The organism is Rhizobium sp. YAF28, assembly GCF_052113285.1.
Lineage (GTDB): Bacteria > Pseudomonadota > Alphaproteobacteria > Rhizobiales > Rhizobiaceae > Rhizobium.
In genome coordinates, this window is record NZ_JBFRCX010000001.1 from 182,726 (window position 1) to 206,239 (window position 23,514).

General features: G+C 60.7%; 32 protein-coding genes and 3 pseudogenes. 19 read left to right on the forward strand and 16 right to left on the reverse strand.

Annotated features, from left to right (window positions below; translation table 11 throughout):
• Positions 1-173: 173 nt before the first annotated feature.
• Together AB4Z13_RS00935 and AB4Z13_RS00940 are read left to right on the forward strand one after the other, a co-directional pair.
• Positions 174-722 (forward strand): isochorismatase family protein, encoded by a 549-nt coding sequence (locus tag AB4Z13_RS00935; protein WP_442205512.1) that lies wholly within the window; start codon positions 174-176, stop codon positions 720-722.
• Positions 723-816: 94 nt separating this feature from the next.
• Positions 817-936, forward strand: a pseudogene (locus tag AB4Z13_RS00940) (IS5/IS1182 family transposase); the annotation flags it as partial.
• 29 nt (positions 937-965) lie between these two features.
• Here the strand turns inward: AB4Z13_RS00940 and AB4Z13_RS00945 are convergent.
• Complete coding sequence (locus tag AB4Z13_RS00945; protein WP_442205513.1) at positions 966-1,958, reverse strand: ornithine cyclodeaminase family protein; 993 nt, start codon at positions 1,956-1,958, stop codon at positions 966-968.
• A 137-nt stretch (positions 1,959-2,095) separates the two neighbouring features.
• Between AB4Z13_RS00945 and AB4Z13_RS00950 the strand changes: the two genes are divergently transcribed.
• On the forward strand, positions 2,096-2,557 hold the full coding sequence (locus AB4Z13_RS00950) for an Lrp/AsnC family transcriptional regulator (RefSeq protein ID WP_024324002.1): 462 nt from the start codon (positions 2,096-2,098) through the stop codon (positions 2,555-2,557).
• A 200-nt stretch (positions 2,558-2,757) separates the two neighbouring features.
• On the opposite strand, the gene AB4Z13_RS00955 is transcribed toward AB4Z13_RS00950, so the two are convergent.
• A complete protein-coding gene (locus AB4Z13_RS00955) occupies positions 2,758-3,561 on the reverse strand; it encodes a phosphodiester glycosidase family protein (protein ID WP_442205514.1) in 804 nt (267 codons plus the stop codon).
• 97 nt (positions 3,562-3,658) lie between these two features.
• On the opposite strand from AB4Z13_RS00955, the gene AB4Z13_RS00960 reads away from it, so the two are divergent.
• Both AB4Z13_RS00960 and AB4Z13_RS00965 read left to right on the forward strand, forming a co-directional pair.
• On the forward strand, positions 3,659-4,015 hold the full coding sequence (locus AB4Z13_RS00960; protein ID WP_113321290.1) for a hypothetical protein: 357 nt from the start codon (positions 3,659-3,661) through the stop codon (positions 4,013-4,015).
• A gap of 127 nt (positions 4,016-4,142) precedes the next feature.
• Positions 4,143-4,565 (forward strand): cupin domain-containing protein, encoded by a 423-nt coding sequence (locus AB4Z13_RS00965; RefSeq protein ID WP_442205515.1) that lies wholly within the window; start codon positions 4,143-4,145, stop codon positions 4,563-4,565.
• 107 nt (positions 4,566-4,672) lie between these two features.
• Here AB4Z13_RS00965 and AB4Z13_RS00970 read toward each other — a convergent pair whose 3' ends face one another.
• Positions 4,673-5,857 carry a serine hydrolase domain-containing protein gene (locus AB4Z13_RS00970; RefSeq protein ID WP_442205516.1) on the reverse strand — a complete coding sequence of 395 codons (1,185 nt, stop codon included), beginning with the start codon at positions 5,855-5,857 and terminating at the stop codon, positions 4,673-4,675.
• A gap of 62 nt (positions 5,858-5,919) precedes the next feature.
• Between AB4Z13_RS00970 and AB4Z13_RS00975 the strand changes: the two genes are divergently transcribed.
• The gene (locus tag AB4Z13_RS00975; RefSeq protein ID WP_442205517.1) at positions 5,920-6,537 is read left to right on the forward strand and encodes a TetR/AcrR family transcriptional regulator; all 618 of its coding nucleotides are present in this window, start codon (positions 5,920-5,922) and stop codon (positions 6,535-6,537) included.
• A 355-nt stretch (positions 6,538-6,892) separates the two neighbouring features.
• On the opposite strand, the gene AB4Z13_RS00980 is transcribed toward AB4Z13_RS00975, so the two are convergent.
• Together AB4Z13_RS00980 and AB4Z13_RS00985 are read right to left on the reverse strand one after the other, a co-directional pair.
• Positions 6,893-7,267: a hypothetical protein gene (locus AB4Z13_RS00980; protein WP_113321294.1), complete on the reverse strand. Its 375-nt coding sequence runs from the start codon at positions 7,265-7,267 to the stop codon at positions 6,893-6,895.
• Between the two features lie 194 nt (positions 7,268-7,461).
• Complete coding sequence (locus AB4Z13_RS00985; RefSeq protein WP_442205518.1) at positions 7,462-7,830, reverse strand: hypothetical protein; 369 nt, start codon at positions 7,828-7,830, stop codon at positions 7,462-7,464.
• 357 nt (positions 7,831-8,187) lie between these two features.
• Between AB4Z13_RS00985 and AB4Z13_RS00990 the strand changes: the two genes are divergently transcribed.
• The gene (locus tag AB4Z13_RS00990) at positions 8,188-8,601 is read left to right on the forward strand and encodes a hypothetical protein (RefSeq protein ID WP_442205519.1); all 414 of its coding nucleotides are present in this window, start codon (positions 8,188-8,190) and stop codon (positions 8,599-8,601) included.
• Positions 8,602-8,614: 13 nt separating this feature from the next.
• On the opposite strand, the gene AB4Z13_RS00995 is transcribed toward AB4Z13_RS00990, so the two are convergent.
• Together AB4Z13_RS00995 and AB4Z13_RS01000 are read right to left on the reverse strand one after the other, a co-directional pair.
• On the reverse strand, positions 8,615-9,127 hold the full coding sequence (locus AB4Z13_RS00995) for a GNAT family N-acetyltransferase (protein WP_442205520.1): 513 nt from the start codon (positions 9,125-9,127) through the stop codon (positions 8,615-8,617).
• A gap of 122 nt (positions 9,128-9,249) precedes the next feature.
• Positions 9,250-9,735 (reverse strand): GNAT family N-acetyltransferase, encoded by a 486-nt coding sequence (locus AB4Z13_RS01000; RefSeq protein ID WP_442205521.1) that lies wholly within the window; start codon positions 9,733-9,735, stop codon positions 9,250-9,252.
• Positions 9,736-10,155: 420 nt separating this feature from the next.
• Between AB4Z13_RS01000 and AB4Z13_RS01005 the strand changes: the two genes are divergently transcribed.
• From AB4Z13_RS01005 to AB4Z13_RS01020, 4 genes are all read left to right on the forward strand, one after another.
• Complete coding sequence (locus AB4Z13_RS01005) at positions 10,156-10,365, forward strand: cold-shock protein (RefSeq protein WP_007819041.1); 210 nt, start codon at positions 10,156-10,158, stop codon at positions 10,363-10,365.
• A 128-nt stretch (positions 10,366-10,493) separates the two neighbouring features.
• Positions 10,494-10,784, forward strand: coding sequence for a cold-shock protein (locus AB4Z13_RS01010; RefSeq protein WP_113321298.1), 291 nt, complete (start codon positions 10,494-10,496; stop codon positions 10,782-10,784).
• Between the two features lie 28 nt (positions 10,785-10,812).
• Positions 10,813-11,061, forward strand: coding sequence for a 30S ribosomal protein S21 (rpsU, locus tag AB4Z13_RS01015; RefSeq protein WP_007819039.1), 249 nt, complete (start codon positions 10,813-10,815; stop codon positions 11,059-11,061).
• Positions 11,062-11,100: 39 nt separating this feature from the next.
• The gene (locus AB4Z13_RS01020; protein WP_113321299.1) at positions 11,101-11,307 is read left to right on the forward strand and encodes a hypothetical protein; all 207 of its coding nucleotides are present in this window, start codon (positions 11,101-11,103) and stop codon (positions 11,305-11,307) included.
• A gap of 131 nt (positions 11,308-11,438) precedes the next feature.
• Here the strand turns inward: AB4Z13_RS01020 and AB4Z13_RS01025 are convergent, their stop codons facing one another.
• Positions 11,439-11,960 carry a hypothetical protein gene (locus tag AB4Z13_RS01025; RefSeq protein WP_442205522.1) on the reverse strand — a complete coding sequence of 174 codons (522 nt, stop codon included), beginning with the start codon at positions 11,958-11,960 and terminating at the stop codon, positions 11,439-11,441.
• Between the two features lie 409 nt (positions 11,961-12,369).
• Here AB4Z13_RS01025 and AB4Z13_RS01030 point away from each other — a divergent pair, with 409 nt between their 5' ends.
• The gene (locus AB4Z13_RS01030; RefSeq protein WP_442205523.1) at positions 12,370-12,765 is read left to right on the forward strand and encodes a hypothetical protein; all 396 of its coding nucleotides are present in this window, start codon (positions 12,370-12,372) and stop codon (positions 12,763-12,765) included.
• Positions 12,766-12,984: 219 nt separating this feature from the next.
• Here AB4Z13_RS01030 and AB4Z13_RS01035 read toward each other — a convergent pair whose 3' ends face one another.
• Positions 12,985-14,046 carry a class I SAM-dependent methyltransferase gene (locus AB4Z13_RS01035; protein ID WP_442205896.1) on the reverse strand — a complete coding sequence of 354 codons (1,062 nt, stop codon included), beginning with the start codon at positions 14,044-14,046 and terminating at the stop codon, positions 12,985-12,987.
• Between the two features lie 428 nt (positions 14,047-14,474).
• Between AB4Z13_RS01035 and AB4Z13_RS01040 the strand changes: the two genes are divergently transcribed.
• Positions 14,475-14,969, forward strand: a complete 495-nt coding sequence (locus AB4Z13_RS01040; RefSeq protein ID WP_442205524.1) for a BA14K family protein — start codon at positions 14,475-14,477, stop codon at positions 14,967-14,969.
• 61 nt (positions 14,970-15,030) lie between these two features.
• Here the strand turns inward: AB4Z13_RS01040 and AB4Z13_RS01045 are convergent, their stop codons facing one another.
• Entirely contained in the window at positions 15,031-15,222 is a 192-nt protein-coding gene (locus tag AB4Z13_RS01045) for a DUF6494 family protein (RefSeq protein WP_113321300.1), read from the reverse strand.
• A 149-nt stretch (positions 15,223-15,371) separates the two neighbouring features.
• Positions 15,372-15,758 (reverse strand): hypothetical protein, encoded by a 387-nt coding sequence (locus AB4Z13_RS01050; protein ID WP_442205525.1) that lies wholly within the window; start codon positions 15,756-15,758, stop codon positions 15,372-15,374.
• 189 nt (positions 15,759-15,947) lie between these two features.
• On the opposite strand from AB4Z13_RS01050, the gene AB4Z13_RS01055 reads away from it, so the two are divergent.
• Complete coding sequence (locus tag AB4Z13_RS01055; protein WP_442205526.1) at positions 15,948-17,153, forward strand: MFS transporter; 1,206 nt, start codon at positions 15,948-15,950, stop codon at positions 17,151-17,153.
• On the opposite strand, the gene AB4Z13_RS01060 is transcribed toward AB4Z13_RS01055, so the two are convergent.
• The gene (locus AB4Z13_RS01060) at positions 17,150-17,527 is read right to left on the reverse strand and encodes a winged helix-turn-helix transcriptional regulator (protein WP_310388622.1); all 378 of its coding nucleotides are present in this window, start codon (positions 17,525-17,527) and stop codon (positions 17,150-17,152) included. The genes AB4Z13_RS01055 and AB4Z13_RS01060 overlap by 4 nt on opposite strands.
• A 125-nt stretch (positions 17,528-17,652) precedes the next feature.
• On the opposite strand from AB4Z13_RS01060, the gene AB4Z13_RS01065 reads away from it, so the two are divergent.
• Positions 17,653-18,237, forward strand: coding sequence for a glutathione binding-like protein (locus AB4Z13_RS01065; RefSeq protein WP_442205527.1), 585 nt, complete (start codon positions 17,653-17,655; stop codon positions 18,235-18,237).
• 87 nt (positions 18,238-18,324) lie between these two features.
• Here AB4Z13_RS01065 and AB4Z13_RS01070 read toward each other — a convergent pair.
• The 3 genes and pseudogenes from AB4Z13_RS01070 to AB4Z13_RS01080 all read right to left on the reverse strand — a co-directional run bounded on the left by AB4Z13_RS01070 (position 18,325) and on the right by AB4Z13_RS01080 (position 19,873).
• Positions 18,325-18,710 (reverse strand): annotated as a pseudogene (locus AB4Z13_RS01070) (RidA family protein).
• 61 nt (positions 18,711-18,771) lie between these two features.
• Positions 18,772-19,665, reverse strand: a complete 894-nt coding sequence (locus tag AB4Z13_RS01075; RefSeq protein WP_442205528.1) for an NAD(P)/FAD-dependent oxidoreductase — start codon at positions 19,663-19,665, stop codon at positions 18,772-18,774.
• Entirely contained in the window at positions 19,658-19,873 is a 216-nt protein-coding gene (locus tag AB4Z13_RS01080; RefSeq protein ID WP_442205529.1) for a hypothetical protein, read from the reverse strand. The genes AB4Z13_RS01075 and AB4Z13_RS01080 overlap by 8 nt, the downstream gene beginning before the upstream one ends.
• Positions 19,874-19,946: 73 nt before the next feature.
• Between AB4Z13_RS01080 and AB4Z13_RS01085 the strand changes: the two genes are divergently transcribed.
• The 3 genes and pseudogenes from AB4Z13_RS01085 to AB4Z13_RS01095 all read left to right on the forward strand — a co-directional run.
• Positions 19,947-20,594, forward strand: a complete 648-nt coding sequence (locus tag AB4Z13_RS01085; protein WP_113325720.1) for a TetR/AcrR family transcriptional regulator — start codon at positions 19,947-19,949, stop codon at positions 20,592-20,594.
• A gap of 35 nt (positions 20,595-20,629) precedes the next feature.
• Positions 20,630-21,493, forward strand: a complete 864-nt coding sequence (locus tag AB4Z13_RS01090) for a class I SAM-dependent methyltransferase (RefSeq protein WP_439015464.1) — start codon at positions 20,630-20,632, stop codon at positions 21,491-21,493.
• A 91-nt stretch (positions 21,494-21,584) separates the two neighbouring features.
• Positions 21,585-21,869 (forward strand): annotated as a pseudogene (locus AB4Z13_RS01095) (helix-turn-helix domain-containing protein); the annotation flags it as partial.
• A gap of 200 nt (positions 21,870-22,069) precedes the next feature.
• Here AB4Z13_RS01095 and AB4Z13_RS01100 read toward each other — a convergent pair.
• Entirely contained in the window at positions 22,070-22,501 is a 432-nt protein-coding gene (locus tag AB4Z13_RS01100) for a RidA family protein (protein ID WP_442205530.1), read from the reverse strand.
• An 84-nt stretch (positions 22,502-22,585) separates the two neighbouring features.
• Here AB4Z13_RS01100 and AB4Z13_RS01105 point away from each other — a divergent pair, with 84 nt between their 5' ends.
• Positions 22,586-23,305 carry a helix-turn-helix transcriptional regulator gene (locus tag AB4Z13_RS01105; protein ID WP_442205531.1) on the forward strand — a complete coding sequence of 240 codons (720 nt, stop codon included), beginning with the start codon at positions 22,586-22,588 and terminating at the stop codon, positions 23,303-23,305.
• Positions 23,306-23,514 lie beyond the last annotated feature (209 nt).

Consider the following 23,514-nt stretch of genomic DNA (forward strand, 5'->3'; position numbering starts at 1 on the left):
CGTCAGCCGCCGTTGCAGCCCAAGTCCACGAGGCTTCGGCCTCTTCCTACTTCTCGCTGGCGCAGAAGTGATGACCTGTTGACCCCGTTGCCCTGTTTTGCGAGCGACTTGGCCAGCCGCAGATGCTAGAGCTTCCCCAGAGCCCTTCAAGCGCGGAAAAGGACCAGGGAACCATGACCACCGCACTCCTCATTATCGATATGCAGATGGTCATGCAGGAGCGGCTCAATGCCGGGCGCGAGCGTGTGAACGGCGAAGCGGGAGAAAAGATCGCAGAGCTCGCCGCCACCTTCCGCGCCGCCCGCAAGCCGGTCATCCATATCCGCCATCGCGACGCCGACGAGAGTTCGGCGCTGCATGAGACGGCGCCCGGCTACCAGCCGATGCCCTGCGCCGTGGCGCGGGAGAACGAACCTGTTTTCATCAAGTGCACCTCGTCCGGCTTCGCGTCGACCGAGCTCGAAGGCTATCTGCAAGAGGTCGGCATCACGCATCTCGTCGTGACAGGGGCGGTCGCCGGCTTCTGCGTCAATACCACCGTGCGGGCTGGCTCGGATCTCGGCTTCAAGATGAGCGTCGTCAGCGACGCCGTGCTCGGCTTCGACCTGCCGGATGCGCATCTGTCGGCCCGCGCGATCTTCGACGTGACGATGGCGCATCTGAAATCCGATTTCGCCGAGATCGTCGAGACGCGGCAGCTGACGGCCATGCAGCCGGCTTGATGGGGCGGCCTGAGTTCAACGCCTAGGTCGTGTGGACTCTTGGGATCCCCAAGGCTGAGCAAATCAGATTCAAGACTGTCTTCTGGAGACAGTCATGGGTTTTTTGGATCGTCTGATTTTGCGTGATGAGCAATGGGAGCGGATATCGCCGCATAACGCGCCTCGAGAAAACGGCGAGAAACTACCTCGCCGTCGTCACCATCGCAGCAATCGTCCCATGGATCAGATAACAGTCCAGGCCGTCTAGAGAGAAATAGCTTGGCCCACACCCAGGCGTTTGGCCTCGCGGTAAGCGAGGTCGGCTGCCACCATATCCTCCATGGCGACGCCCATGGCCTTGTAGATCGTGATCTGCTGATCAGACGTCCGGCCTGATCGCTGCCCCAGCAACATCGCACCAAGATCGGTGCCTGCCTCGGGATCAATATTTGCGAGTTCGCAGCAGCCCACGGGTGTCGGCGCGAACGAATCCCGCGTCTCAACAAAGAGGGTGCCGCGAGCGATCAAATCGATCGGAAGTTCGCCGCCGGGCGGCGCGACACCAACCGAGGACACGTGCGTTCCTGGTCGAACCCATTCTGCGGATATTGCGGGGACATAGGAGTGCGTCGCGAGGCACACAACATCTGAAGAGCGTATCGCCGCCTCGAGGTCCTCGACGGCAGTGATGCCTTGATGACGTGAAGCCAGCGCCTGCGCATCAGCAAAATCTTTAGAGAACACTCGAATTTCCTGGAAATCGCGAACGAGCGGCAACAGGTGAAGGTGCTGGCTAGCTTGAACGCCCGCGCCCACGACGGTTGCGACCTTGGCATTGCGCCTGGCGAGCTCTCGCACCGAGAGGACCGCTGAGCCAGACGTGCGTACGGCCGTGATGTAGGTACCATCCATAATGCAAACAGGCATTCCTGTTTCTGGATCGAAGAGATGTATTGTTGCGAGGTGACTGGGGATGCCCCGGGCGATATTGCCTTCGAACACGTTGACCAGTTTTACGGTCAAATGCATTCCCTTCATCCAGGCCGGCATCGCCAACGAATAGCCCGCATTCGGAATATCGAGTTGTGGCCGCGCTGGATTGACGACACGACTGTCGGAGAGCGCTTTGAACCCGTCCGCTAGCGCGTCGAGCAGCTTGCGCAGGTCGATGCATGTTTTGACCTCCGCTTCGCTCAGCGAGAGAATCTTGATCTCACCTTTGGTGTGAGTGCTTAAGGCAGGTTGGGTTCTGTCCATGATGTTGCTTGCCTTCGTCTGGTTGGGGTTTGGTTACTTTCCAACCGTATTGCGGCAAACAGCGCGACGAAATATAGTAATTTCGACTTCTTTGCGTGATTGTCGCGCATTCTAACCCAAGAAAGTGTGAATCAGAGATGAGTGACTTGGACCGTGTCGATCGGATGCTGCTCGGGCTATTGCAAGAAGATGGTCGCCGGACTGTTCTTGACCTCGCCGAACGCGTTGGATTGTCACCCACCGGCGCATCGCAGCGCATCAAGCGGCTTTTCAGTGAAGGCTTTATCCGCGCTGTGCGGGCTGTGCTCGAGCCTTCAAAGATCGGACGCGGCACGCTCGTCTTTATCGAGGTAAGGCTCGATCACACCGCGCCGCACGTCTTCGACCGCTTTGCAGAGGCTGTTGCGAAGGCACCCGAAATCATCGAATGTCATATGGTGATTGGTGGCTTCGACTACCTGGTCAAAGCACGAATAGCTGATATGGCGACGTTTCAGGAATTCCTGCAGCGGGTCATTCTGCCGCTTCCTGGCGTCAGAGAAACCCACAGTTACGCATCAATCGGTGATGTGAAGCCTGACGCATTGTTGCCGCTTTGACACCTCCGATTTTCCGGACCGGTTGAGACTGGAAATTCCAGTCCAGACCGAGTTTTCGGCATGAAAAAAGTCGAAGCTCACGGAGGTGCAGATCGCTTTCATTCTACGGCAAACCGGGGAGCGAACGCCGGTTCCCGTGGTCTGTCGGTAGTCGCGCGTCGCCGCCATCGTCTTATCGATCAGACAAGTGTCCACGCCACCTAGCCCTGCTTCTCGCCCACAAGCCCGAGGATCGGCCCGTAGCCGCCGTGCCAGGATGTATCGTTGCGGCCGAGCGCCGGATTATAGAGCCCGGTGCCGTTTCCGCCGTCGAGGAAGAGCGCGTCGGGGCATTTGAGTTCGTCGCGGAAGAAGCTTGCGAAATCGTGGAAATTCACGTCGCCTTCGCTGATGACGAAGCGGAGCGTGCCGTCGGCTGAGAGCCCGACACCGTTGCGGCGCGTGCGGTCGCTCGAGCCTGGTATGAAGATCGGATTGATCTTGCCCACGATGACGAGCATCGGGCCGGATTGCGTGGCGAGGCGTGTTTTCAGCCGCTGCTTCAGGAAATCCCCGGTAGGGATGATGTGGGCGCCGGTCTCATCGAGATAGAAGATGCCGTTCGGCTGCTTGAAGAAGTTCGGCACCGGGCCGGAAACCTTGGGCGGCGCTTCCGTATTGGCCGATATCAGCTCCTTGCCATCCTCGACATAAAGCCCCATGGGCGTGAAATCCTCGCGGTACATGCCGGCATTCATGGCAAAGAGGAGCTGATGTCCTTCACTGGTGACAGTATCGGCAACGCCCGAAAACCTGCGATAGGGCTTGCCCCCGGCATCCTTCCAGAACAGGCGCAGATCCGCCTTTGCGGGATCGACATCGCAGACGATATAGGCGGCGCCCTCGAAGCTTTGGCGCGTGCAGGGGTCTGCGGGCGCCGGCGAGCCGCCCGCATCGGAGGTCTCGGCCCTGGCGGCAAACGCGCCGGCAAGAAGCAGGGCAAAGGCGAACATGGTGCGAAGCATGGCATCTCCTGACTCGTAACCCGTGACTCGTAGCTGATGACGGGGAAAGAAGGCGAGAGCGAGGACCAAATTAACGTCTGCCTGCGAAGCTGGCCGCATGCACACTCTGACCGACCTGCTGCCATGGATATTGGCCCTGCCGCCCGCCCTTTGGGAGACCGGACGGGTCCGGAAGACCTACGGCGCAGCGCTCGGCGCAGTTGCCGGTATCATCGTCTTCGGCGGTATTTTCCTCTGGGTGGTGGCACTGGCATTGGTCATCTCCGACCTCGATATGCGGTTGGGTCCTGTCGTGGTGCTGCAGGCGCTCTGCCTGCTGGTCGCACCGCCGGCGGTCACCTGGTGGGTCGGGCGGAAGTCGAGCCTTGCCGCCGGCATTTTCGCAGGCATCGCCGCGGGCTTTTGCCTCCTCTTCGTCACGAGCGTCATCTGGCTTGCCGTGGAGGGCGTCTGAGCAGCAGTGCGGGAGAGGCCGGTTGGTCAGCGCCAAACCCAGCGGTCAATTCAAGCCCCATTTGACCAGCCGCACCCGTGGTATATCCTGCCCACCAGCCAGTAACATAACCACAAAGGGTGCGCTCATGGAGACGATCAGGATCGGCGGTTTGGCGCTGGAATTCCTGCACAGCAAGGATGATACGGCCGGCAGCCTCGATCTTTTCCGCATGACGGTCGCGCCGCAGGCCAAAGTGCCGGCGCCGCATTATCATGAGAGCTGGGATGAGGTGGTCTATGGTCTCTCGGGCACGCTCACCTTTCGCATCGACGGCGCCGATCATGTGATCGGTCCGGGCGGATCGGCCTTCGTTGGCCGCGGCGTGGTGCATTCCTTCCGCAATGACAGCCAAGAGCCGGCAACCGTCTTGAATGTATTGACCCCCGGCGTGCTCGGCCCTGCCTATTTCCGCGAAATTGCCGATCTCGTGGCCGCCGGCGGGCCGCCCGATCTGGAGAAGGTGAAGGCGATCATGAGCCGTTATGGGCTGGTGCCGGTAGCGGGGTAGGCGGCGGCCACAGCATCGGCCCGAAAATCGGAATCGATTTTCGGAAAGCCTGATGCGTCGGTTCAAAGGTAAGAGCGTCCTCCAGTGAGGATGGCCACCGCAGTCCGTCATGCTGCGAGCGTTCCCGCGAAATCCGCATAGGCTGCCTTGCGGATATCGGTCTTGAACTGGCCCCACATGCCCTCCAGCGCCGTGTTGGTCAGCGTCAGCACGGTCAGTCCATTCACGGGGTCGATGAACCAGTTGTGGCCATAGGCGCCGCCCCATTGCAGCGTGCCCGGCGCCTGTGGCGAGGCATCGGCGGCGGGATCTGCGAGCACTGCCCAGCCGAGGCCGAAACCCCAGCCGGGGCCATCGGACTGGGCGGATGCGCCGATGCGGTCGCGCCGCATTTCGGCAAGTGTCTCCGGTTTCAGGATGCCGCCGCCATCGGTGCGCATCGCCTCGAAGAAGCGCAGCATGTCGTCTGCCGTGCCGACCATGCCCGCACCACCCGAGGGATAGGCGGAAGGCGCAAGCGCGCGCGACGGCGAGAAGATGGCGTTGCCCGTGGTGCTGCCATCACGCATGGCCTCCGGCTCCGGCGTGCCATCCAGATAGGGTTTGACCAGACGTTCCGGCGCGCGGGCCAGAAAGCCGGTATCGGCCATGCCGAGCGGGCCGGTGACATGCCTTGCGACGATCTCCTGCAGCGGCGCACCCGCCACGCGCTCCAGAACCGCGCCGATCACATCGATGCCGAGCGAATAGCGCCAGGCGCTGCCGGGTGCAAAGGCGAGCGGGGCTTCACCCAGCCGGCGGATATTCTCGTCCAGGTCGAAATCCACGAGGTCGAGACCGTCGGAAATGCCGAGCCTGCGATAGGCGCCCTCCGGCCCCTCGATGAAGCCGTAGCCGAGGCCGGATGTGTGGGTCAGCAGATGTTCCAGCGTGATGACCGGCCGGCTGCCATCGGCAAGTGCCGGGCGGAAATCCGGCAGGGTGGCGGTGACGGGATCGGAGAGCTTGATCGCGCCCGTCTCGACGAAATGCATGGCGGCAGCGGTGACGACCGGCTTGGTGAGCGAAGCGAGCCGGAAGACCAGCGAGGCTTCCATCGGGCGGCCGGCTTCGCGATCGGCAAGGCCGGCGGCGCGGCGATAGACCATCTCGCCGTCCTTCAGCACGGTCACGACGGTGCCGACGATGCGCCGCTCGGCGATGGCGCTGTCGATCGCCCGATCAAGCGCCGGCGATGTTTTTTCTGGCCCCGATCTTTGCTCTGGACCCGATATTTGCTCTGGAATAGACATCACGATCCTCCTATTATCACAATGACCACTCCAGAATAACGGAGCGTCAGAGGAATTCAAGAGTGATCACTGTGATAAATGAAGAAAAGCGCCGCCGCGGCCGTCCACCGGCTTTCGACCGCGCCGAGGTGCTTAGCAGGGCGGCCATCCTCTTCTGGCAGCGCGGTTATGAGGGCACCTCGATTTCGGACCTGACGGAGGCCATGGGCATCACGCCGCAAAGCCTCTATGCCGCCTTCGGCTCCAAGGCCGAGCTCTACCGCGATGCGGTGAGCTGGTATCTGCACAATGTCGGCGAAAGCGGCTGGCAGGAGGCGGAAGACGTGGTCGATGCCTTCCGCGCGCTGCTCGAGGACACGGCCGTCAATTTCACCCGACCCGGCTATCCGCCTGGCTGCATGATCTCGACTGCGGTGCTGACGGCCGCCGTCGAGAATATCGATGTCGCCGCCCATATGAGCCAGCTGCGCGAGGCCAATGTCGGCCGCTTCGTGGAGCGTTTGCGGCGCGCCATCAGTGAAGGGCAATTGCGCCCGGATGCCGATGTGACCGCGCTCGCCCGCTTCCTCGGCGCGATCATCCAGGGCATGGCGGTGCAGGCGCGCGATGGCGCGGATACGGCGACCTTGCGAGACATTGCCGACATGGCGATTGCGCAGCTGGAGCGCTGGCGGGTGTGATGGTGGAGGAGGCGGCGGGTTGGCACCTGTATGAAGAGTGAGGAGGGGCGTGCCGCGTGGGCGGTGCTGCCGTCCCGCTATCGTCGACCGCAGCTTACCTAAGGAGAGCGGTAGGACGAATTCCACCCAGACGAGCCTCACGTAACGGAATACACCTTTGAATCCGTTCAGTTTTCTCGAAAATCTTCGCAATCCCGCAAAACATCACCCGATTGGGGGTGGCGATTGCCCGGCTAACGGGTAGGGTGAGATCGGCCTTGTGGAGCTGGGCCGACTTGACGCAAATTGGAGGCCGTCCTTCCCGACGAGCCTCCTTTTTTATGTGCCATCCCCGGCCGTGCGCGGGCGCACAAAACTACCGGGCGTGAACGCCCAGCAGCTCGAACTCGTCGATCAGGCCAACCACCTTCTCGCCATCGAATGTCTCGGCGCCGATGATGCTTTGCCCGTCATATTTCTCGGCCTGCAGGATGATGACGTATTTGTCCTGTTCGCGGAAATAGCCGTATTGCGGGATTTCGATATCGAGCGGCTTTCCATCGCTGCTGCCATCATGCCCGGCTGCGAAGATCGCCGTTCCGTTATCGACATCTTCGGGTGCAGCACCGCGGCCGATCAAAAAGCCCGAGTTCGGCAAGGCCGGCCACTTGGCGGCGCCGCTGAAAAGCAGGGCGGCGCTGAGTGCTACGGCGAGCGCCCTGATGGTCTTGAACTCAGTTGCCTTTGCCATGGTCCACTCCTGCCATGCGAAGAAGGGCGAGGGGGCTTCATTCTATGAATTCTCCCTGCAGCCAGAAGTTCCCAAAAACCGCCAACCGGAGGCAGGCGCAAGACAGGAGAGCCGCACTGCACAATTTTATTCGCGATGGCGCATATAGGGCACAGGATATCCGGTAGCCGGATACCGGTGGAGGGTGCCAAAGCTCACTCCGGCTGTGGTGTCGGGGTTTTCATGTAGTCGCAGATCCCAGTGAAATAGAAGGTCTGCCCGCCCTGTTCGGCTTTCGACAGGCCAAATTCCCAGACGGCGAATTTATCGGAATCGTAATAGATGGCGGCACCCAGGAAAGCGTCGAGCCGGCCGCAATCGCCCATGCCGGTGCCCGTATAGATCGAAAGCGTCTTGCCTTCGATCTTGCCCTTCAGCACCTTGTCGATCTCGAAATCGCCGCGTGTCATGCGGGTCGGCTGCCCATCGGTCAGCGAAGCCGGAAGACCGACGCCGTAGGTCACCAGCTTCATGCGGCCTCTCACCACGAGGTCGGAACTGGAAAATCTCTGCTTATCGGACATTTTCTTGCAACTGCAGGCGGCAGCCTGCGAGGCTGTCAGCCCCAGAAAAAGCGACGCAAGGATTGCGGCCGCGACACGACATGACTTCATCGAAATCCCCATTTGAAAGAACGCATCATCCACCCCGGCCGCTTCTAGGCATGATTGCAGAAAATGGCGGACCGATGGCAGAACAGTATGCCCGTCTGATCTTTCTGAAGGGGCTGGGCTACGGGTCGTTGCATTGCTGTAACAGCTGTTTATCTTCGTTTGCTGTGGTCGAATCTGCGGTGTTACGGCACGGCATAAATTCGCAATTCAAAATTGACTTTCCATAGGGTTCGGATAGGCCTGCAGCTGCATGCCGGAGGGGATATTGTGAAAAAATTCATTGCAACTCTGGCTCTCGTTTCTTTGGCGGCAAGCGTGTCCGGCCCGACGGAAGCTGCCGACAGCTATCAGCGGCAATCCGTATCCAGAACAGTGATGACGGGCGTGCGGTCGAAGCTCGGTCAGCACTGGCACATCAAGAATAACTGCAGGCTGGCAGATGTGCCGGTCACCCGTATCGTCGAGGCTCCTAAGCACGGACGTGTCGAGATTGCGCGTGAGCGGGTCTTTCCCGATGCGAGCGGACAGTATGCCCGCTGCCGGAATGTCGAGGTACCGGGTCTCGTTCTCTATTATACCGCCAGGAGCGGATATACGGGCAAAGACAAGTTCGTCCTGCGCGCTCCCCACGGCGACGGGTTGATCAGGGACACCACGTTCAATGTACTGGTGCTGAACTAGGCTTCTACGCCGGTCAGCCGACGTCCTGATCCGCTTCGCGCGTCATCTCGACCATCGTCGGGCGAAAGCCCATGGCGGCGAACAGGCTGCGCGCGGTCTTGTTGCGGTAGGCGGTCGACAGCACGAAGCGTTCGGCGCCGAGGGATTTCAGGCCGGCCATCGTCGCTTCCAGCAGCATGCGGCCAACGCCTTCGCGCCGCCGCGCCGGATCGACGAAGAGATCGTGGATGACGCCTGCCGGCCCACGCAGGGACATATAGTCGAAGCCTTCGAGCGCGGCATAGGCATAGCCGACCAGCGCGCCCTCATCTTCGGCGACGAGGAGCACCGTCTCCGGCAGAGCGAGCTCGCTTTCGAGGAACTGCGCATAGCGCGCCGGCGTGCTTTTTGCCGCTTCGATGAAGCGCTTGGCGTCCAGTTCGTGATGCAGCGTGACGAGCAGGGCTCCGAAGCCGCCGAGGGTTTCCATGTCGGCGGGCCTGGCAAGGCGGATCCTTACAGCATGTTCAACCGGCTTCGTCGCCATATGTGATTCCAGTGGGCTTTGGGTCGAGGCGCTGGGGGTGCGCGCAGATCCTTCCTACATCGCGGCTGGTTCCAAGGCCATATCTTCCACGCGTGATCAAGCCTTAGGCTGCCAGACGCCGGCTATCCGGCGATGGGTGGGCCGGGCACATATTCCGGAAACTCGGCCGCGCCCCGGCTCAGCGCCTTCACCATCAACAGCCCGTCGTCGAAATATCCGTTTCTCTGATAGAACTGATGCGTGCGCTCGCGGCCGAGGATCATGGCGATGCGGATGACGGCGCATTCCGTGCGCTCTGCTTCCGCCTCCATCCAGGCCATCATCGCCGCACCGATGCCGCGGCTGCGCAGTTCCTCGTCGACGGAGAAATTGTCCACCTCCATATATTTGCCGCACCAGAGCTGCGTGCCGATCCAGAAGCCGGAAATGCCCACCATGCGCTCGCCCATATAGGCGGCGATGCAGCGGTAATTGCCCTGCGCGATCATCGCCGACATGCGATCGCGGAAGACGGCCTCGCTCAAGTGGCCGACCTGGCTGTTGAGCGGAAAGATCGTTGCGATCTCATCCATGCCGAAAAGCTCGCGGATGATGATGTCCCCGGACATGACACGCCCCCTTGTCACTGTCGTCAGACTGCATCCGATCGGTGTCGTCGTCCAGAGCGGAGCCGGTGTTCCCAGCGAATCTCCACCACCTGTGGGGGAGGTGGCCGGCAGGACAGAGGGATGGCCACACGGCATACGGTCAGCTTTTTCGACGTTCCGCAGCCCTCCAGCAGCAAGAACGCGAGCAAATATTCCGGCGTTAAATCAGCCGTTTACAGCCGGAACTTGCCAGCGATTTTAAGTTTTTCTGCTGATTTCTGTTGCCAAATTTAAATTTGACCTTATATTGCCTTCATCGACCATTGCTTGTGACGTCGTTGAAGAGCCTATGCGCTCTCGTCAGATTTCCTTCCAAATAATCGACCCAATCCCGCAGGGTATCGCGGGGAACTTCAACGGTTGCTTTGAAAGGAGATCGTTATGAATACAGGTACAGTCAAGTGGTTCAACGCCACCAAGGGTTTCGGTTTTATCCAGCCGGACAACGGCGGCACCGACGTTTTCGTCCACATTTCTGCAGTTGAACGCGCAGGTCTGCGCTCGCTCGCAGATGGACAGAAGGTCACCTACGACATCGTGCAGGACCGTCGCTCGGGCAAGAGCTCTGCAGACAACCTCCGCGCTGCCTAAGAATTTGTCACGACTTCGCGCGACCACGGATGTACTGGCGCGCGGAGACGAAGACAGAGGCCAGAAACTGGCCGGGGAAGGTCGGGAGTAGTCCCGGCCTTTTATTTTGATTTCATGTGGAGAACGATATGGTAAGCCGTCGTTACCGGCCGGGTGACACCATCATGCTCAAGCATGGCGTTCTCGGCAGCGTCCAGCCCTCGGGCTCGGGCAACATTCTATCCGTCCTGCCGGCCGCGCAGGGCTTCGTCCATTATCGCGTCCGGTTCCAGAGTGAGAATTTCGAGCGCAGCATCCGCCAGGATGATATAGACGTCGCGGCATCGCCCTCGGCGCCCCTGCCTACCGAAGTGCGGGCGGCTTCCGAAAGTTCTAAATCGAGCTGGATCAATTCGAATTCGATCCGCATCAGGAAATAACAGCAGCAAAGCTGATTAAGGAGAAATCTTGCAGGTACTCGTCCGAGACAACAATGTCGATCAGGCCCTCCGTGTGCTCAAGAAGAAGCTGCAGCGCGAAGGTGTGTTCCGTGAAATGAAGGAACGCAGCGCCTATGAAAAGCCGTCGGAAAAGCGCGCCCGCGAAAAGGGCGAAGCGATCCGCCGCGCCCGCAAGCTCGCCCGCAAGCAGGCGCAGCGCGAAGGCCTGCTGCCGGCACCGAAGAAGAAGGTGATGCCCGCCCGCGGCGGTCGCTGATCTTTTCCCGGTCTCCCGATCCATCGAGAAGGAGGAAGCATGACCGAGACGAAGGACACGTTCTTCAAGCCCGAAAAGCTTTCGCCGCAGGCGAAGGCCGAGCAGACGACGTCTGTCGCCAGGGACATCCTTGAAAGCGAAGCTGCCGCCCGGCAGAAGAAAACGGAAAAGCTGCGCGCGCTGAGGCTCGCCCAGCCAGCCCCCGAGGCACCGGCAAAGAAGACCAGGGCGCCGAAGAAGGGCTAGGGCTTTCGAGCCTCGCCTTGCTACGGCTTGGTATGATTGATGATTTTGAAGCGGTGCTCTTTGGGCGCCGCTTTTTGTGTTTGGTGATGGCGCTACATCGATTCGGCTCGCCGTCAGGAGGGCAAGAGGCTTTAAAGGTCGGGGTCGTCCTTGCAAACTCCAGTCATCGCACATTTGGAGCCGATTGATGTTTTATGTGGCAATTGGCTGAGGATCTCGCATCTCCACATGTGTTGCGCAAAATCGGTATCCATGTCCGTCCCGTCAATCATGACCGTTCCGCCCCTGATGACGGGCCGGACTGTCCCGTTTGCAATATCGAGGGCGATTATCCTGATGAACATATTCGCGTATTGGCATGGCCGCATGGCCGCTGCAAACTTCGTCCGTTCATCTCCTTCACGTTGAGCCACGCCCGCTATTTCTGAAAGCAGAGGCCCGTCTTCGGCTTCGATCCGCTCACCGAGTCTTTCCAGGCCAACCTTATCGGCCTTCTCAACCAGCCCAGCCAGTTTGATTGCTAACTGCTGAGCGCCGTTGCCGTCATTAAACCGTTCGAGTGCAGATATCAGTTGTGCCGATTCCATAGCAAACGTGGACGCCGGCAACGTAATGACGGCGCAGAAAGCGGCTACAAATTTATTTGGGGACATCCAAGGTACCTGCCGATGCATTCTAGCGTCGGCAATATCGACTGCATCTTCGGGTTGTTCAAGGCTGGGAACGGTTGTTTGCGGCCGCTTTCGCAAAAAGCCTCTCGCCCCCCAAGACTGGGGCGCGCTGGATTCCTGTGACATCCCTCGTGACGGCACGAGGAGGGAATGAGGGTGGGGAGGAGTCGGCGCCCAGCCTATCTCGCCAATAATGGGGAATAGAAGGACTGGCCGAGACTTTCGGACCGGCCCGGACTTCGGCAGGGCAGGCAACGCAGCGCCCAAAGCCAACCGCGCTACTGCCCTAACAGTTCATTTACCACGGCATCAACTTCGCGGCTCGATGCTCGCATAAATTGATATCTCCAGGCGATACTATCAAGACAACAAGCGAACTTCGGGGCACCTTATGCTGTGGAAACTATTTGCGGGAGCGCTTTGCCTCTGGCTCCTGGATTGCGTCTATATTCTCTATAGCAATGAGCCCACGTTCGAGATGTTTGTCGACGGCGTCATGCAGCTTTTTGGCGTTGCGGCCGTACTCAGCTATGGGTTCGACCTTGAGATAATAGACCGTCGATATTGGAGCACCTTTTCCAAGATCTATGCAGCCTACATCGCCTATCGCGTCGTCCGGCCGCTGTGGACTCTTTGGGGCATCTCGACATCCCACGACGACTCCGCAACCCTATCATTGATGTGGATGGGCCTTGGAGCGGTACTCTTGCTCATTGCTACGCTCGGCTATTTCCAGTGGCTCGCCATGTTGCGTTGTTCGCGGGGAGAGGCGGCAGGCCGGCGCTAATTGTAGCTGTCGGCACCCAACTTCCCTCATTCCTGTGCCTGTCACAGAAATCCAGCCACCGCGCGTCGGCGCGGTGAATGACTCATGGATTGAGAAGAAAAGTCTCTCCTGCCCAAGGACTTGGGCAGGCTGGATTCCTGTGACATCCCTCGTGCCGGCACGAGGAGGGAACGAGGGGCGGTGGGGTGGCCGCGCCGTACTAGCTCAACCCAACCCCACTCAATTCCGCACCTCGAAGATCATGTTGAACGGCGTTTCACTCGAGCGGCGGAAGTGGTGATATCCCGCATCCATCGCCACCTTGCGCAGTTTCATCTCGCCCGCCTGCGCGCCAAGCCCGAGGCCGACTTCCTGGGCCATGGAGGCTGGCGTGCAGATCATCGTCGAGGCGCCATAATAGACGCGGCCGACGGGGTTGAGGTTGTCCTTCAGGCCGTCATGGGCGAAGGGTTCGACGATCATCCAGGTGCCGTCCTTTTTCATCGTCTCGCGGATATGGCGGCCGGCGCCGACAGGGTCGCCCATGTCGTGCAGGCAGTCGAACATGGCCACCAGATCATAGTCGCCGGCCGGAAAATCCTTGGCCGATGCCTTGCTGAAGGTCACCCGGTCGGCCACACCTGCTTCCTTCGCAGCGCGCTTTGCCCGCTCGATCGACGGACCGTGATAATCGAAGCCGTGGAAATGCGATTTCGGGAATGCCTGGGCCATCAGGATGGTCGAGGCGCCGTGGCCGCAGCCGACATCGGCGACTTCGGCCCCGCGTTCCAGCTTTTCCTTCATGCCCTTCAGCGCCGGAATCCACTCCGTCACGAGATGGCTGTTATAGCCGGGCCGGAAGAAGCGCTCGGTACCGCGGAAGAGGCAGGTGCTGTGTTCATGCCAGCCAAGACCGCGCCCCGTTTTGAAGGCTTCCTCCACCTTCGGCTCGTCCATCCACATGGATTGTACGATCTCGAAGGCGCCGCCGAAGAAGGCGGGACTGTCCTCATTGGCAAAGACCAACGCCTGTTCGGGCGTCATGGCAAACTTGTTGGAGGCTTCGTGATAGGTGATGTAATCGGAGGCCGCCATGGCGGCCAGCCATTCGCGCACATTGCGCTCCGTGAGGCTGGTCGTTTCCGCAAGCTCCATCGAGGAGCGCGGCCGCCCATCCATCATCGCCTTGAACAGGCCAAGATGATCGCCGAGCACGACGAGAACGCCTGACACCCCAGCCCCGAGATCGCCGACGAGGCGACCGACGAGTGCGTCGACTTTCTGCATGTCAGGTTGCTTCATGCCGTTCGGCATATCGGCTTTTGGCTTGGCCTGTTTCGATTTCTCAGCTTTCGGCAGATCAGTATTAGGCATGGCATCCTCCTCAAGATGCGTTAACCCCAGCCCGATGGATCGACCTTGTGGGGATTCTAGGTCGGGGCGCGGGGCAGTCAATGCTGCATTCGGGTGACAAGGGCGGGTGACAGGGCGGTTGAGGGGGCGGGTGAGGTGGGAAGCTTAGAGGCGACCTGATCGTGTCTGGGGAGCGAGCGGTTTTGCGGAATTCGGCGCAGATGCCACCAGCGGCGGCGCAAGACGGATCGACCGCCGCGGGGGAAACGGCGACTGAAGTCAGCCCGGGAACACCGTCCCGGCTTGGAAATTAAGTGCCACGCCGTCCTTTCCGCGTTATAATGATCGGCTGCGATTTAGACGGAAAGGTGAAGCCAATGAAGAGGCTCGCAATCATTGCCCTGTCGCTTACGGCGGCGCTGACGAGCGCCCTGCCGGCCGAGGCGTTTCCCACCATTGTCGCCCCTGATGCCGAGGCGCTGCAGGCGCAACCGGTGCGCTACCGTGGCGGCTATGGCGGCTACTACGGCGGCTATCACGGCGGATACTATCGCCACCATGGTGGCAACGATTGGGGTTGGGCGCTCGGCGGCCTGGCCGCAGGCGCGATCATCGGCGGAATGCTGGCGCAGCCTAGATATTATGGCCCCAGCTACTACGATCAGGGCTATTACGGCTCGACCTATGAAGGTCCGTACTACTACGGCTCGACGCGATATTACGCGCCACGCTATTATTATCGCCAGACCTATTATGGCGGCAATGGACATGTGCGCTGGTGCTTTGCACGTTACCGGTCCTACAGAGCTTACGACAACACGTTCCAGCCCTATCACGGTCCACGACAGGCGTGCGTCTCGCCTTACTATTGATGGGCGCGTAGAGCGGCCGGCTCACACTCATCGCCTTGCCTTGATCGCGTCGTTCGCCTGCCTACGGAAGTTCGATTTCGCCTGCTACCACGTGGTTGAGGGCGGTGCCTTCCGCCGTCAGCGTCATGCGGACCTTCAGCTTTTTGCCGCCGATCTGCCCATCACGCACCGTCTCCTCGATCTTGCGCTGTGAGGTCACGCCGACTTCCTTCAGGAACTTGCGGATCGACATGTTGAAGGCGTCTTCGCTCATGATGGAGTCCTCTGCATCTGGAAGGGATTGTAAGGGAAGGCGAGCGATCAGGAAAGCCGGGGGAGGTGCGGTGGCAATAATCAACCCGAGCCGGGAACCCCTTCAGGCGACCTCCGGCCGGGCTTTCCAGCCGAACAAATCGGAAATGTTTATTTGCAGGTATAATCCCAGATGAAGTATTGGGGATGCTTGGCCTCTGGATCCTGGTCCTGTTCCGGATCTTTGCTCAGATATATATCCCCGAGTGCAGAAACGCCGTTCTGGCAGCTGTTCTTGATCAATTTCGCGACCATCTCGAACACCTTCAGGTGCCGGCCCCGAAACGACATCTTCGCCAGCGGGCCATCATATTTTTCCCCGCGATGGGTGACTTCGATCCGTCGGTCGTGGGAACCGCGGGCAATGACCTGATAATTGAATTCCGAGCCGCTGATCTCTTTCGTTCCGCGATCTGCGGCGCCGGCGGAAGCCGCCGGTCCTGCTGCTATGACCAGAAATCCCAACAGTGCAATAGGTTTTAAATATCTGCGATTCATTGCAATTTGCCCCCAATAGTTGACCCGATCATATGGTCCTCTGCTGTTTCTGCAACCGGCAATTTTGATCTTGGCGGCGTAGAACGAACCTCCCCAAACCGATAGCCATCACCGCACGAGGGACCCGCTGTCATAAAACTGGAGCAGTTCAGTTGCTAGTGATTTGCAATTGCAAATCAGGAATGATGTATGACCGAGTCCGGATCAGAGACGAAGATACTGCTGCCCTTGATCGTGCTGTCGGTCGCCCAGTTGATAGGGTGGGGCGCGGTCAGTTTCCCGGCGGTCGTCAGCCGGGACATGGCGGCGGATCTCAATGTCGATATGTCGACGGTCTTTGCGGGGACCACCGTTTTCTATGTCACGATGGGTGCCTGCGCTCCTTTCCTCTCGCGGCTTTTTACGAGCGTTGGAGCGCGGCCGGTCATGATCGGCGGAACGATCATGTCAGCCTTTGGCCTGGCGCTCGTGTCATTGTCGCATTCGCCCATCACCTATTTCCTCGGCTGGCTGGTTCTCGGAGCCGCAGGAAGCGCCAGTCTCACCACGCCGGCACACATCCTTCTCAACGAGATCGCGGGCCGGAATGCCGCGCGGGCGATTGCGAGCATGGCGCTGGTTTCCGGCTTGTCCGGCACAGTGTTCTGGCCTCTCACGTCGTTCCTGTCGGAAGAGATCGGATGGCGCGGCACGTGCGAAGCCTATGCCGTGGTCATGATCACGGCCTGCCTACCGCTCTACATTTTCGGCCTGCCGCGCCGGAGCAAAGCTGCAGCGGCTATCAAGGCGACGAGATCTCAGGGTTCGGCAGGATCTTATAACAGGACATTCTATCTCATCGTCGCTGCCATCGCGTTCAATGCATTCATCACGTTCGGCTTCAGCTCGATTCTGATCGAGCTCTTGAAGGCCGAGGGCCTGAGCCCTGCACAGGCGCTCACTTACGGCTCCGCGCTCGGCATCGTGCAGATCTGTGCCCGGGGGCTTAATATCATCGGCGAAAAACGGTGGGACGGCGTGACGACGGGGGTCGCCTCATCGGCAATTCTGTGCGTATCGCTGGTCATCCTTTCGATCGCTCAGGGCTCGCCGGTGGCCATCGCCGTTTTCCTTGTGCTCTATGGAATGGGCAGCGGGGCGCTCGCCGTCGCAAGGTCGACCATTCCGCTCGTTTTCTATGACAAGGGTGAGTTTGCAAAGGCGCTCTCGCGGATCGCCCTGCCATTGAACTGGATCTCCGCCATCTCTCCACCCCTGTTGATTTCCCTGATGACCAATCTCGGGAGCAGGGCGGTGTTGATCCTGTGCCTGGTTTGCTCCTGCAGCGCTATCCTCGTCCTGCTTCTGCTCAGGGGCCGCCGCCCGATAAGCGAAGCGGTCGCCGGCGCATCCTAGAATTTCTCCTCCCGACTGGTGTCGTAGCTCAGGCGGTTATCCTCGATATTTTGCCTGTTTTCGGCCGCCCAGTCGGCGAGCTGCCGCACGGTTTCCGACAGGGAGTGCCCGAGTGGTGTCAGCGTGTATTCGACCTGCGGCGGCGTGCTGGGGTGAACGGTTCTTTTGATCATGCCGTCGCGTTCCAGCGTCTTTAGTGTCCGCGTCAGCATCTGCTGCGAAATGCCGCCGACCTCGCGCTTGAGCCCGTTGAAGCGCAGCGCGCCCAGCCGAAGTGCGACGACGACCTGGATCGTCCATTTGTCGCCGACCCGGCTCAGGATCTCGCTGACACCCCTGCAGTCGGCTCCTGCCGGCCTGGCAGTCACATCCATCTGACCAACTCCCAAAGATATGCTTTTGACGGATAATTTTAGGTCTCATAAATGGCCGTGGTCAACATTGTAGACCTTATCTCCAAGCGGAAATGCCGGGATGGGTCCACCACCAGGAGACCATCATGAACCTCTTCTATTATCCCGGCGCCTGCAGCCTGGCCGATCATATCGCGCTCATCGAGACCGGGCTTTCCTACAGGCTCATCAGCATCAAGCATGACAAGAAGACGGAGGACGGCCGCGATTTCCTTTCGATCAATCCGAAGGGCTATATTCCCACGCTCGAACTCGAGAACGGAACGATCCTGACCGAGAACCAGGTCATCCTGAACTATATCGCCGAGAAGAGCGGCAAGCTCCTGCCGGGAGATCCCATCCTTCGGTGGCGGGCGCTCGAGGCGCTCGCCTTCATGTCCTCCGAGATCCATTCAAGGTACCAGCCCTTCTTCAGGAATTTCCCCGAGCTGGAAAAGGAGCGTGCTCGCGAAAAGCTCGCGCAGGCCTTCGCGATCCTGGCCGAGCAGATGGGCGACAAGACGTTCCTTGTCAGCGGCGAGATGACGGTTGCCGATTGCTACCTGTTCTGGGTGCTGATGGTCGCGCCCAGGAGCGGCGTCGAACTGCCGGAGGCGCTCAGCAGGTCCTTCGATCACATGCGGGCGCTGCCTTCGGTGATCCGGGCGTTTGCGGAGGAGGGGCTGGGCTGACGTTCCCCGGCCGCGCGTCGCTCGACAGGCGGTCCGGCTGGCCGGGAAAGGCGCAGCCGGCCAGCCATTATTCGCACGGGCGGGCGCTCAATCCAGGAGAACCACAGCCTCAACCTCGAAGAGCATGGGGTCGATGGCGAGCTTCGGCACTGGAACCAGCGTCTGTGCCGGAAGCGTATCGCCGAACATCCGCGTTACGTTCTCCGTCAGTACGCCCAACTTCGACATATCGTGGTCGACCACGTAAACCGTCAGTTTCACCACCTGGTCCAGGCGGGCGCCAAGGGCGTCGAGCACGGCGGCGAGGTTCGCGTAGGCCTGTCCCATGTGGCGAAGTCCGGCGAGAGAGCGCCGGTTTGGTCCTGCCCGCCACGGCGGCCGAGCTCGGCAAGGAAGGGCTTCGCGGTCGGCGGATGGTCCGGGAAGCCGTGCAAGACGATCGTCGGTTGACCATCGGGATCACCACCCTGCAGCGCGTGAAAGGTGCCGTGTGGTAGGTCGAAAGTGACGTGTTCGAACTCCACGTGTGTCTTCTCAAACCAGCATCGACTGCTGGGCGGAGATACCCGCCGTCGCGCCGTACGATGTTGCCGTGGTGACCGAGGCCATGGCTGGGTTGGCGAGGTCGCCGGCGGCGTAGATGCCGGGCGTGCTGGTTTCGCGGCGCTCGTCGACCTTGAGGGCGATGCCAAGGAGCGTATCGACCGTGGCGAGTCCCAGTGATTCATGCAGGCTTGCGGACGGCTTGTTGCGCGGATGCGCGAACAAAATATCGACTGCGACATTGGGGGCGGTATCGAGCTTGACGGTGGCATTATGGCCCCCGTGACGGGCGATTTCGGTGATCCGGCCATCAACGACAGGTATGTTGCGGCGCGCGAGATCGGCCCGGATATCGGGTGCAATGTCGTGACCATCGGCGAAGACCGTCAACGTGTCGGTCCAATCGTGGTACAGCCTGACATAATTGTGCGACGGCGGGCCGGACCAGACGAGGCCCCAATGCTGGCCGGCGACTTCAAAGCCATCGCAATAGGGGCAGGGCACGATGGATGTGCCCCAGCTTTCGGCAAAGCCCGGAACATCAGGCATCTGGTCGGCAACGCCATAGCTCAGGATCAGGCGGCGCGCCCCAAGGCTTTCGCCATCGCCAGTGAGGACGGAGAAATCGTCGATGGCGCCGGAGATGCTGTCGGCCCGCGCATTGACCAGCTTGACCGTGGGATAACGCGCCAGTTGCTGCCGCGCCTGGGCCAGGATGTCCAGCGGCGGCTTGTGATCGTGGCCGAGCAAGCCATGCGAGTGGCCGGCGAAGCGGTTGCGCGGCAGGCCGGTATCGAGAACGGTGACCTTGCGGCGGGCGCGGCCGAGCTGCAGGGCGGCGGCGAGACCGGCAAAGCTGCCGCCGATGATGATGACGTCATCCATGGTAATGAGCTCCGTGGTGTGGATGGAAGGGGTTGGGCTGGGCCTGGCGCGAAATATCGTCCAGCGATACGCGCTCGAGACGGGCAGCGAGCAGGGCTTCGGCATCGACGAGAAAGTCGCCCATCACTGTGTTGACCGGCCGGACGATGCCGCATTCGATATCGCCGGGCGGCCCAAGGGAAGCTTGATTTGGAGGGCACCTACGCATTGGCTTGCACCTTTTAGATACTGTATGGTATCGTAAGTCAAGAATTAGGATACTGTCAAGGACTGGATTTGTCGTGACCGAAAACAGCCAGGGCCGGCGCGGCCGGCCCGCCAACGAGGCGCTTGGCCAAACGATAGTCGACGCCGCGTGCGAACTCTTTGTGGAATTGGGTTTCCAAGCGACGACATTGGACAAGGTCGCCCAGCGAGCGAGGATATCCAAGCTCAGCATCTATCGGCACTTCGAGAACAAGGAGGCGCTGTTCAGTGCGGCCATCGCGGCCCACTGCCATCAGTTTGCACCACAGGCTCTTATTGAAGGCGTCGACGGTTCGGCAGAAGATCAGCTGATGGCGGTGGGAACATCCCTGCTTCGCACGCTGTTGAGCCCGGACGTCCGCAGTGTCGAAGCCATGATCATGGCCGACAAGACGAATCAAAAGTCGTTAAGCAAGCTCCATTACGAAGCCGGCCCCGCCTATGTCATCGCCCAAATCGAGGCCCTGTTGCGTCAGTTGCACGCGAAGGCGGTTCTGAACGTGCCCGATCCTCTCCGGTCCGCCCGCTTGTTTGCCGCGCTTATCAAAGGATCCGATCTCTTGATTATCGCACGCTTCGATCAGGCGAGAGCAGAGGACGACAACGAAATCGAATCCTATTGCCGGTCCGCCGTCGCCATGTTCGTCGCCGCACACGGCGGGAACGACCACGCGGGCGGATAGCCTGGTTAAGAACGGACCAGAACAAAGGATATGGCATGACGGAGAAAAATGTTTATCAGGTGGCCGACTGGAAAGGCCAAAGCGGGGAGCGCTGGGTCACTTACCAGGCCCGGCTCGATGCCATGATGGCGGTGTTCGGCCAGGCCGCGATAGAAGCCGCCGCGCCCGCCATGGGCGAACGCGTGCTGGACGTCGGCTGCGGCGCGGGGGCGTCTAGTCTGGATCTGGCCGCCCGCGTCGGCGCGGGGGGCCATGTGCTAGGCGTGGACATATCCGAACCGCTGATCGGCAGAGCGCGCGCGCGAGCGCCGCAGGATACGCCGGCCGTGTTCCAGGTGGCCGACGCCAGCAGCACCGAATTGCCCCAGGGCGCGTTCGACATCCTGTTCTCGCGCTTCGGAGTGATGTTCTTTGACGATCCTACGGCGGCCTTCACTCATATGCGCCGTGCGCTCAAGCCGGGCGCGCGGGTCGCTTTCGTCTGCTGGCGCGGCATGGCCGAGAACGATTGGGTGCGCTTGCCGATGGGCGCGATGAAGGGCATCCTCCCGCCGATGACGCCGCCCGGTCCCGAAGCCCCCGGCCCGTTCTCGTTTGGCGACCAGGGGCGGGTGGCGCGTATTCTAACGGTGGCTGGCTTCACCGATGTCGCTATCGCGCCATTCGATGCCTCCATCCCGTTCGGCAAGGGGGAGACGCGGGACGCGGCGCTCGACGACGCGGTGAAGATGACACTCGAGGTCGGCCCGCTGGCGCGCTCTCTCGCTGATCAGCCCGACGATATCCGCGCCCGCGCCTCGGCTGCGGTTCGTGCCGTCTTCGCGGGCTGCCCCGGTGAGCGGTCGGTGATGATCGACGGTGCGGCGTGGATCGTCACGGCGCGCAATCCGGCAAGCTGACAGGGATTAATACGCCCTCTTGCTGAGTTAGACACTTGAGCTTCCCAAATGACGATGAATCAGAATCTCTGTCGCAAACGGGAGGTTTGCGATGGGAGCAGCGATTTCATTACGGGCGGATTTTGACGCGGAAGGTCTTCGGCGTCTGGCCCGCAAGAGCAAGCATGCGGCGCAGGCGCGTTGTCTTTTGGCGCTTGCCTTGATCTATGGCGGAGGCTCGCGCTCGGATGCAGCGCGTCTTGGCAATGTCACCCTTCAGATCGTGCGTGACTGGGTCTTGCGGTTCAATGCGAATGGCCCCGACGGGCTGATCGATGGCAAGGTTCCCGGACCCAAGTCACGCTTGAACGATGCGCAGCGGACGGCTCTGGGTGCTGATGGTCGCGCCCAGGAGCGGCGTCGAACTGCCGGAGGCGCTCAGCAGGTCCTTCGATCACATGCGGGCGCTGCCTTCGGTGATCCGGGCGTTTGCGGAGGGGGCTCGGCTAACGCTCCCCGGCCGCGCGTCGCTCGACAGGCGGTCCGGCTGGCCTGGAAAGGCGCGGCCGGCCAGCCATTATTCGCACGGGCGGGCGCTCAATCCAGGAAAACCACAGCCTCAACCTCGAAGAGCATGGGATCGATGGCGAGCTTCGGCACTGGAACCAGCGTCTGTGCCGGAAGCGTATCGCCGAACATCCGCGTTACATTCTCCGTCAGTACGCCCAACTTCGACATATCGTGGTCGACCACGTAAACCGTCAGTTTCACCACCTGGTCCAGGCGGGCGCCAAGCGCGTCGAGCACGGCGGCGAGGTTCGCGTAGGCCTGTCCCACCTGTTTGGCGAAGTCCGGCGAGAGAGCGCCGGTTTGGTCCTGCCCGCCTTGCCCTGAGATAAAGGCCAGCCGACCAGCCGCAGGGGTGATGACCGCTGTGCTGTAGCCATTCGATGTCGGGTCGTGCAGGTGGGAAGGGTTCACAATGATTGGCTTTGCAGCGGTCGCGCGTGTTTGATCTGGGGAGGTCATGGTCTGTCTCCTTGTGGGGTTGCCATGACCTGCCTAAAGTGAATCGGTGCCAAATTTTGGCACCAAATATGCTAGGGTGCGCAAATGAACATCCGCCTCAGACACGACGCCATCGTGCGCATCCTCCGGCGCAACGGAACCTCGACGGTCAATGATCTGGCGGAGGAAGTTGGTGCTTCCAGGCGAACGGTGCTGCGCGACATCGGAGCGCTGCGTGACCAGGGCTTCGTCATTCATTCCGAATCCGGCCGAGGTGGCGGGCTGCAGCTTGACCCGGAGTCGGTGCAGACCACGACTCGGCTCTTTGTGACCGAGGTGTTCGCGCTCCTGATCAGCGTAGCGGCCGTGCGCGCGGCCCGGTCCCTTCCATTTTCCGATCTCGCCGATGCGGGGCTCGCGAAGATCGAAAGGGCGCTTTCGGCAGACAAGGTGCGAGACCTGCGTCGGCTTCTGGACTGCCTGTATGTCGGGCAATTGTCGCCCAGGCAGGACATTTCGGACATAGGTTCGATCGACTCCGGGCTGCTGCCGGCCTTCGAGACGACATTTCTCCAGCGGCTGCATCTTCGGTTCCGCTACCGTGATGCCAAGGGGATGGAAACACTGCGCGAGGTCGAACCGCAGGCCATGCTCATCCTGCCGCCACTTTGGTATCTCGTCGCCTGGGATGCAGCGCGTGCGGATTTCCGCCACTTTCGCATGGACCGGATCAGCAAGCCGGAGATTGTGGAGGGCACGCATTTTCGTCGAAGGCACGTACCTTTCGAAGATGATGTTTGCCCTTTCGGCGAAATGGCACGCTGAGTATCAGCGCGGTCGAAACATTCTATAGTGGAGCGCAAAGGACCTTCTCCGAGGTTCTAAGGGCGCAGAGAAAAACATAGTCATCCAGCAGGCCATCCGTGCAGTCTCGGCGGCACGGGCATCATCTCAAGGTCGCCGGCCTGAATGCGCCTGCGGCCTGCGCCGTATTGCGGTCAATCCTGCCTTGAAGTTGTCCGGCAAACCTTTAG

Coding starts and splice junctions, on each gene's coding strand:
- AB4Z13_RS00935 (WP_442205512.1), top strand. CDS start 174: ATGACCACCGCACTCCTCATTATCGATATGCAGATGGTCATGCAGGAG.
- AB4Z13_RS00945 (WP_442205513.1), bottom strand. CDS start 1,958: ATGGACAGAACCCAACCTGCCTTAAGCACTCACACCAAAGGTGAGATC.
- AB4Z13_RS00950 (WP_024324002.1), top strand. CDS start 2,096: ATGAGTGACTTGGACCGTGTCGATCGGATGCTGCTCGGGCTATTGCAA.
- AB4Z13_RS00955 (WP_442205514.1), bottom strand. CDS start 3,561: ATGCTTCGCACCATGTTCGCCTTTGCCCTGCTTCTTGCCGGCGCGTTT.
- AB4Z13_RS00960 (WP_113321290.1), top strand. CDS start 3,659: ATGCACACTCTGACCGACCTGCTGCCATGGATATTGGCCCTGCCGCCC.
- AB4Z13_RS00965 (WP_442205515.1), top strand. CDS start 4,143: ATGGAGACGATCAGGATCGGCGGTTTGGCGCTGGAATTCCTGCACAGC.
- AB4Z13_RS00970 (WP_442205516.1), bottom strand. CDS start 5,857: ATGTCTATTCCAGAGCAAATATCGGGTCCAGAGCAAAGATCGGGGCCA.
- AB4Z13_RS00980 (WP_113321294.1), bottom strand. CDS start 7,267: ATGGCAAAGGCAACTGAGTTCAAGACCATCAGGGCGCTCGCCGTAGCA.
- AB4Z13_RS00985 (WP_442205518.1), bottom strand. CDS start 7,830: ATGTCCGATAAGCAGAGATTTTCCAGTTCCGACCTCGTGGTGAGAGGC.
- AB4Z13_RS00995 (WP_442205520.1), bottom strand. CDS start 9,127: ATGGCGACGAAGCCGGTTGAACATGCTGTAAGGATCCGCCTTGCCAGG.
- AB4Z13_RS01000 (WP_442205521.1), bottom strand. CDS start 9,735: ATGTCCGGGGACATCATCATCCGCGAGCTTTTCGGCATGGATGAGATC.
- AB4Z13_RS01005 (WP_007819041.1), top strand. CDS start 10,156: ATGAATACAGGTACAGTCAAGTGGTTCAACGCCACCAAGGGTTTCGGT.
- AB4Z13_RS01010 (WP_113321298.1), top strand. CDS start 10,494: ATGGTAAGCCGTCGTTACCGGCCGGGTGACACCATCATGCTCAAGCAT.
- AB4Z13_RS01020 (WP_113321299.1), top strand. CDS start 11,101: ATGACCGAGACGAAGGACACGTTCTTCAAGCCCGAAAAGCTTTCGCCG.
- AB4Z13_RS01025 (WP_442205522.1), bottom strand. CDS start 11,960: ATGTCCCCAAATAAATTTGTAGCCGCTTTCTGCGCCGTCATTACGTTG.
- AB4Z13_RS01030 (WP_442205523.1), top strand. CDS start 12,370: ATGCTGTGGAAACTATTTGCGGGAGCGCTTTGCCTCTGGCTCCTGGAT.
- AB4Z13_RS01035 (WP_442205896.1), bottom strand. CDS start 14,046: ATGAAGCAACCTGACATGCAGAAAGTCGACGCACTCGTCGGTCGCCTC.
- AB4Z13_RS01040 (WP_442205524.1), top strand. CDS start 14,475: ATGAAGAGGCTCGCAATCATTGCCCTGTCGCTTACGGCGGCGCTGACG.
- AB4Z13_RS01045 (WP_113321300.1), bottom strand. CDS start 15,222: ATGAGCGAAGACGCCTTCAACATGTCGATCCGCAAGTTCCTGAAGGAA.
- AB4Z13_RS01050 (WP_442205525.1), bottom strand. CDS start 15,758: ATGAATCGCAGATATTTAAAACCTATTGCACTGTTGGGATTTCTGGTC.
- AB4Z13_RS01055 (WP_442205526.1), top strand. CDS start 15,948: ATGACCGAGTCCGGATCAGAGACGAAGATACTGCTGCCCTTGATCGTG.
- AB4Z13_RS01060 (WP_310388622.1), bottom strand. CDS start 17,527: ATGGATGTGACTGCCAGGCCGGCAGGAGCCGACTGCAGGGGTGTCAGC.
- AB4Z13_RS01065 (WP_442205527.1), top strand. CDS start 17,653: ATGAACCTCTTCTATTATCCCGGCGCCTGCAGCCTGGCCGATCATATC.
- AB4Z13_RS01075 (WP_442205528.1), bottom strand. CDS start 19,665: ATGGATGACGTCATCATCATCGGCGGCAGCTTTGCCGGTCTCGCCGCC.
- AB4Z13_RS01080 (WP_442205529.1), bottom strand. CDS start 19,873: ATGCGTAGGTGCCCTCCAAATCAAGCTTCCCTTGGGCCGCCCGGCGAT.
- AB4Z13_RS01090 (WP_439015464.1), top strand. CDS start 20,630: ATGACGGAGAAAAATGTTTATCAGGTGGCCGACTGGAAAGGCCAAAGC.
- AB4Z13_RS01100 (WP_442205530.1), bottom strand. CDS start 22,501: ATGACCTCCCCAGATCAAACACGCGCGACCGCTGCAAAGCCAATCATT.
- AB4Z13_RS01105 (WP_442205531.1), top strand. CDS start 22,586: ATGAACATCCGCCTCAGACACGACGCCATCGTGCGCATCCTCCGGCGC.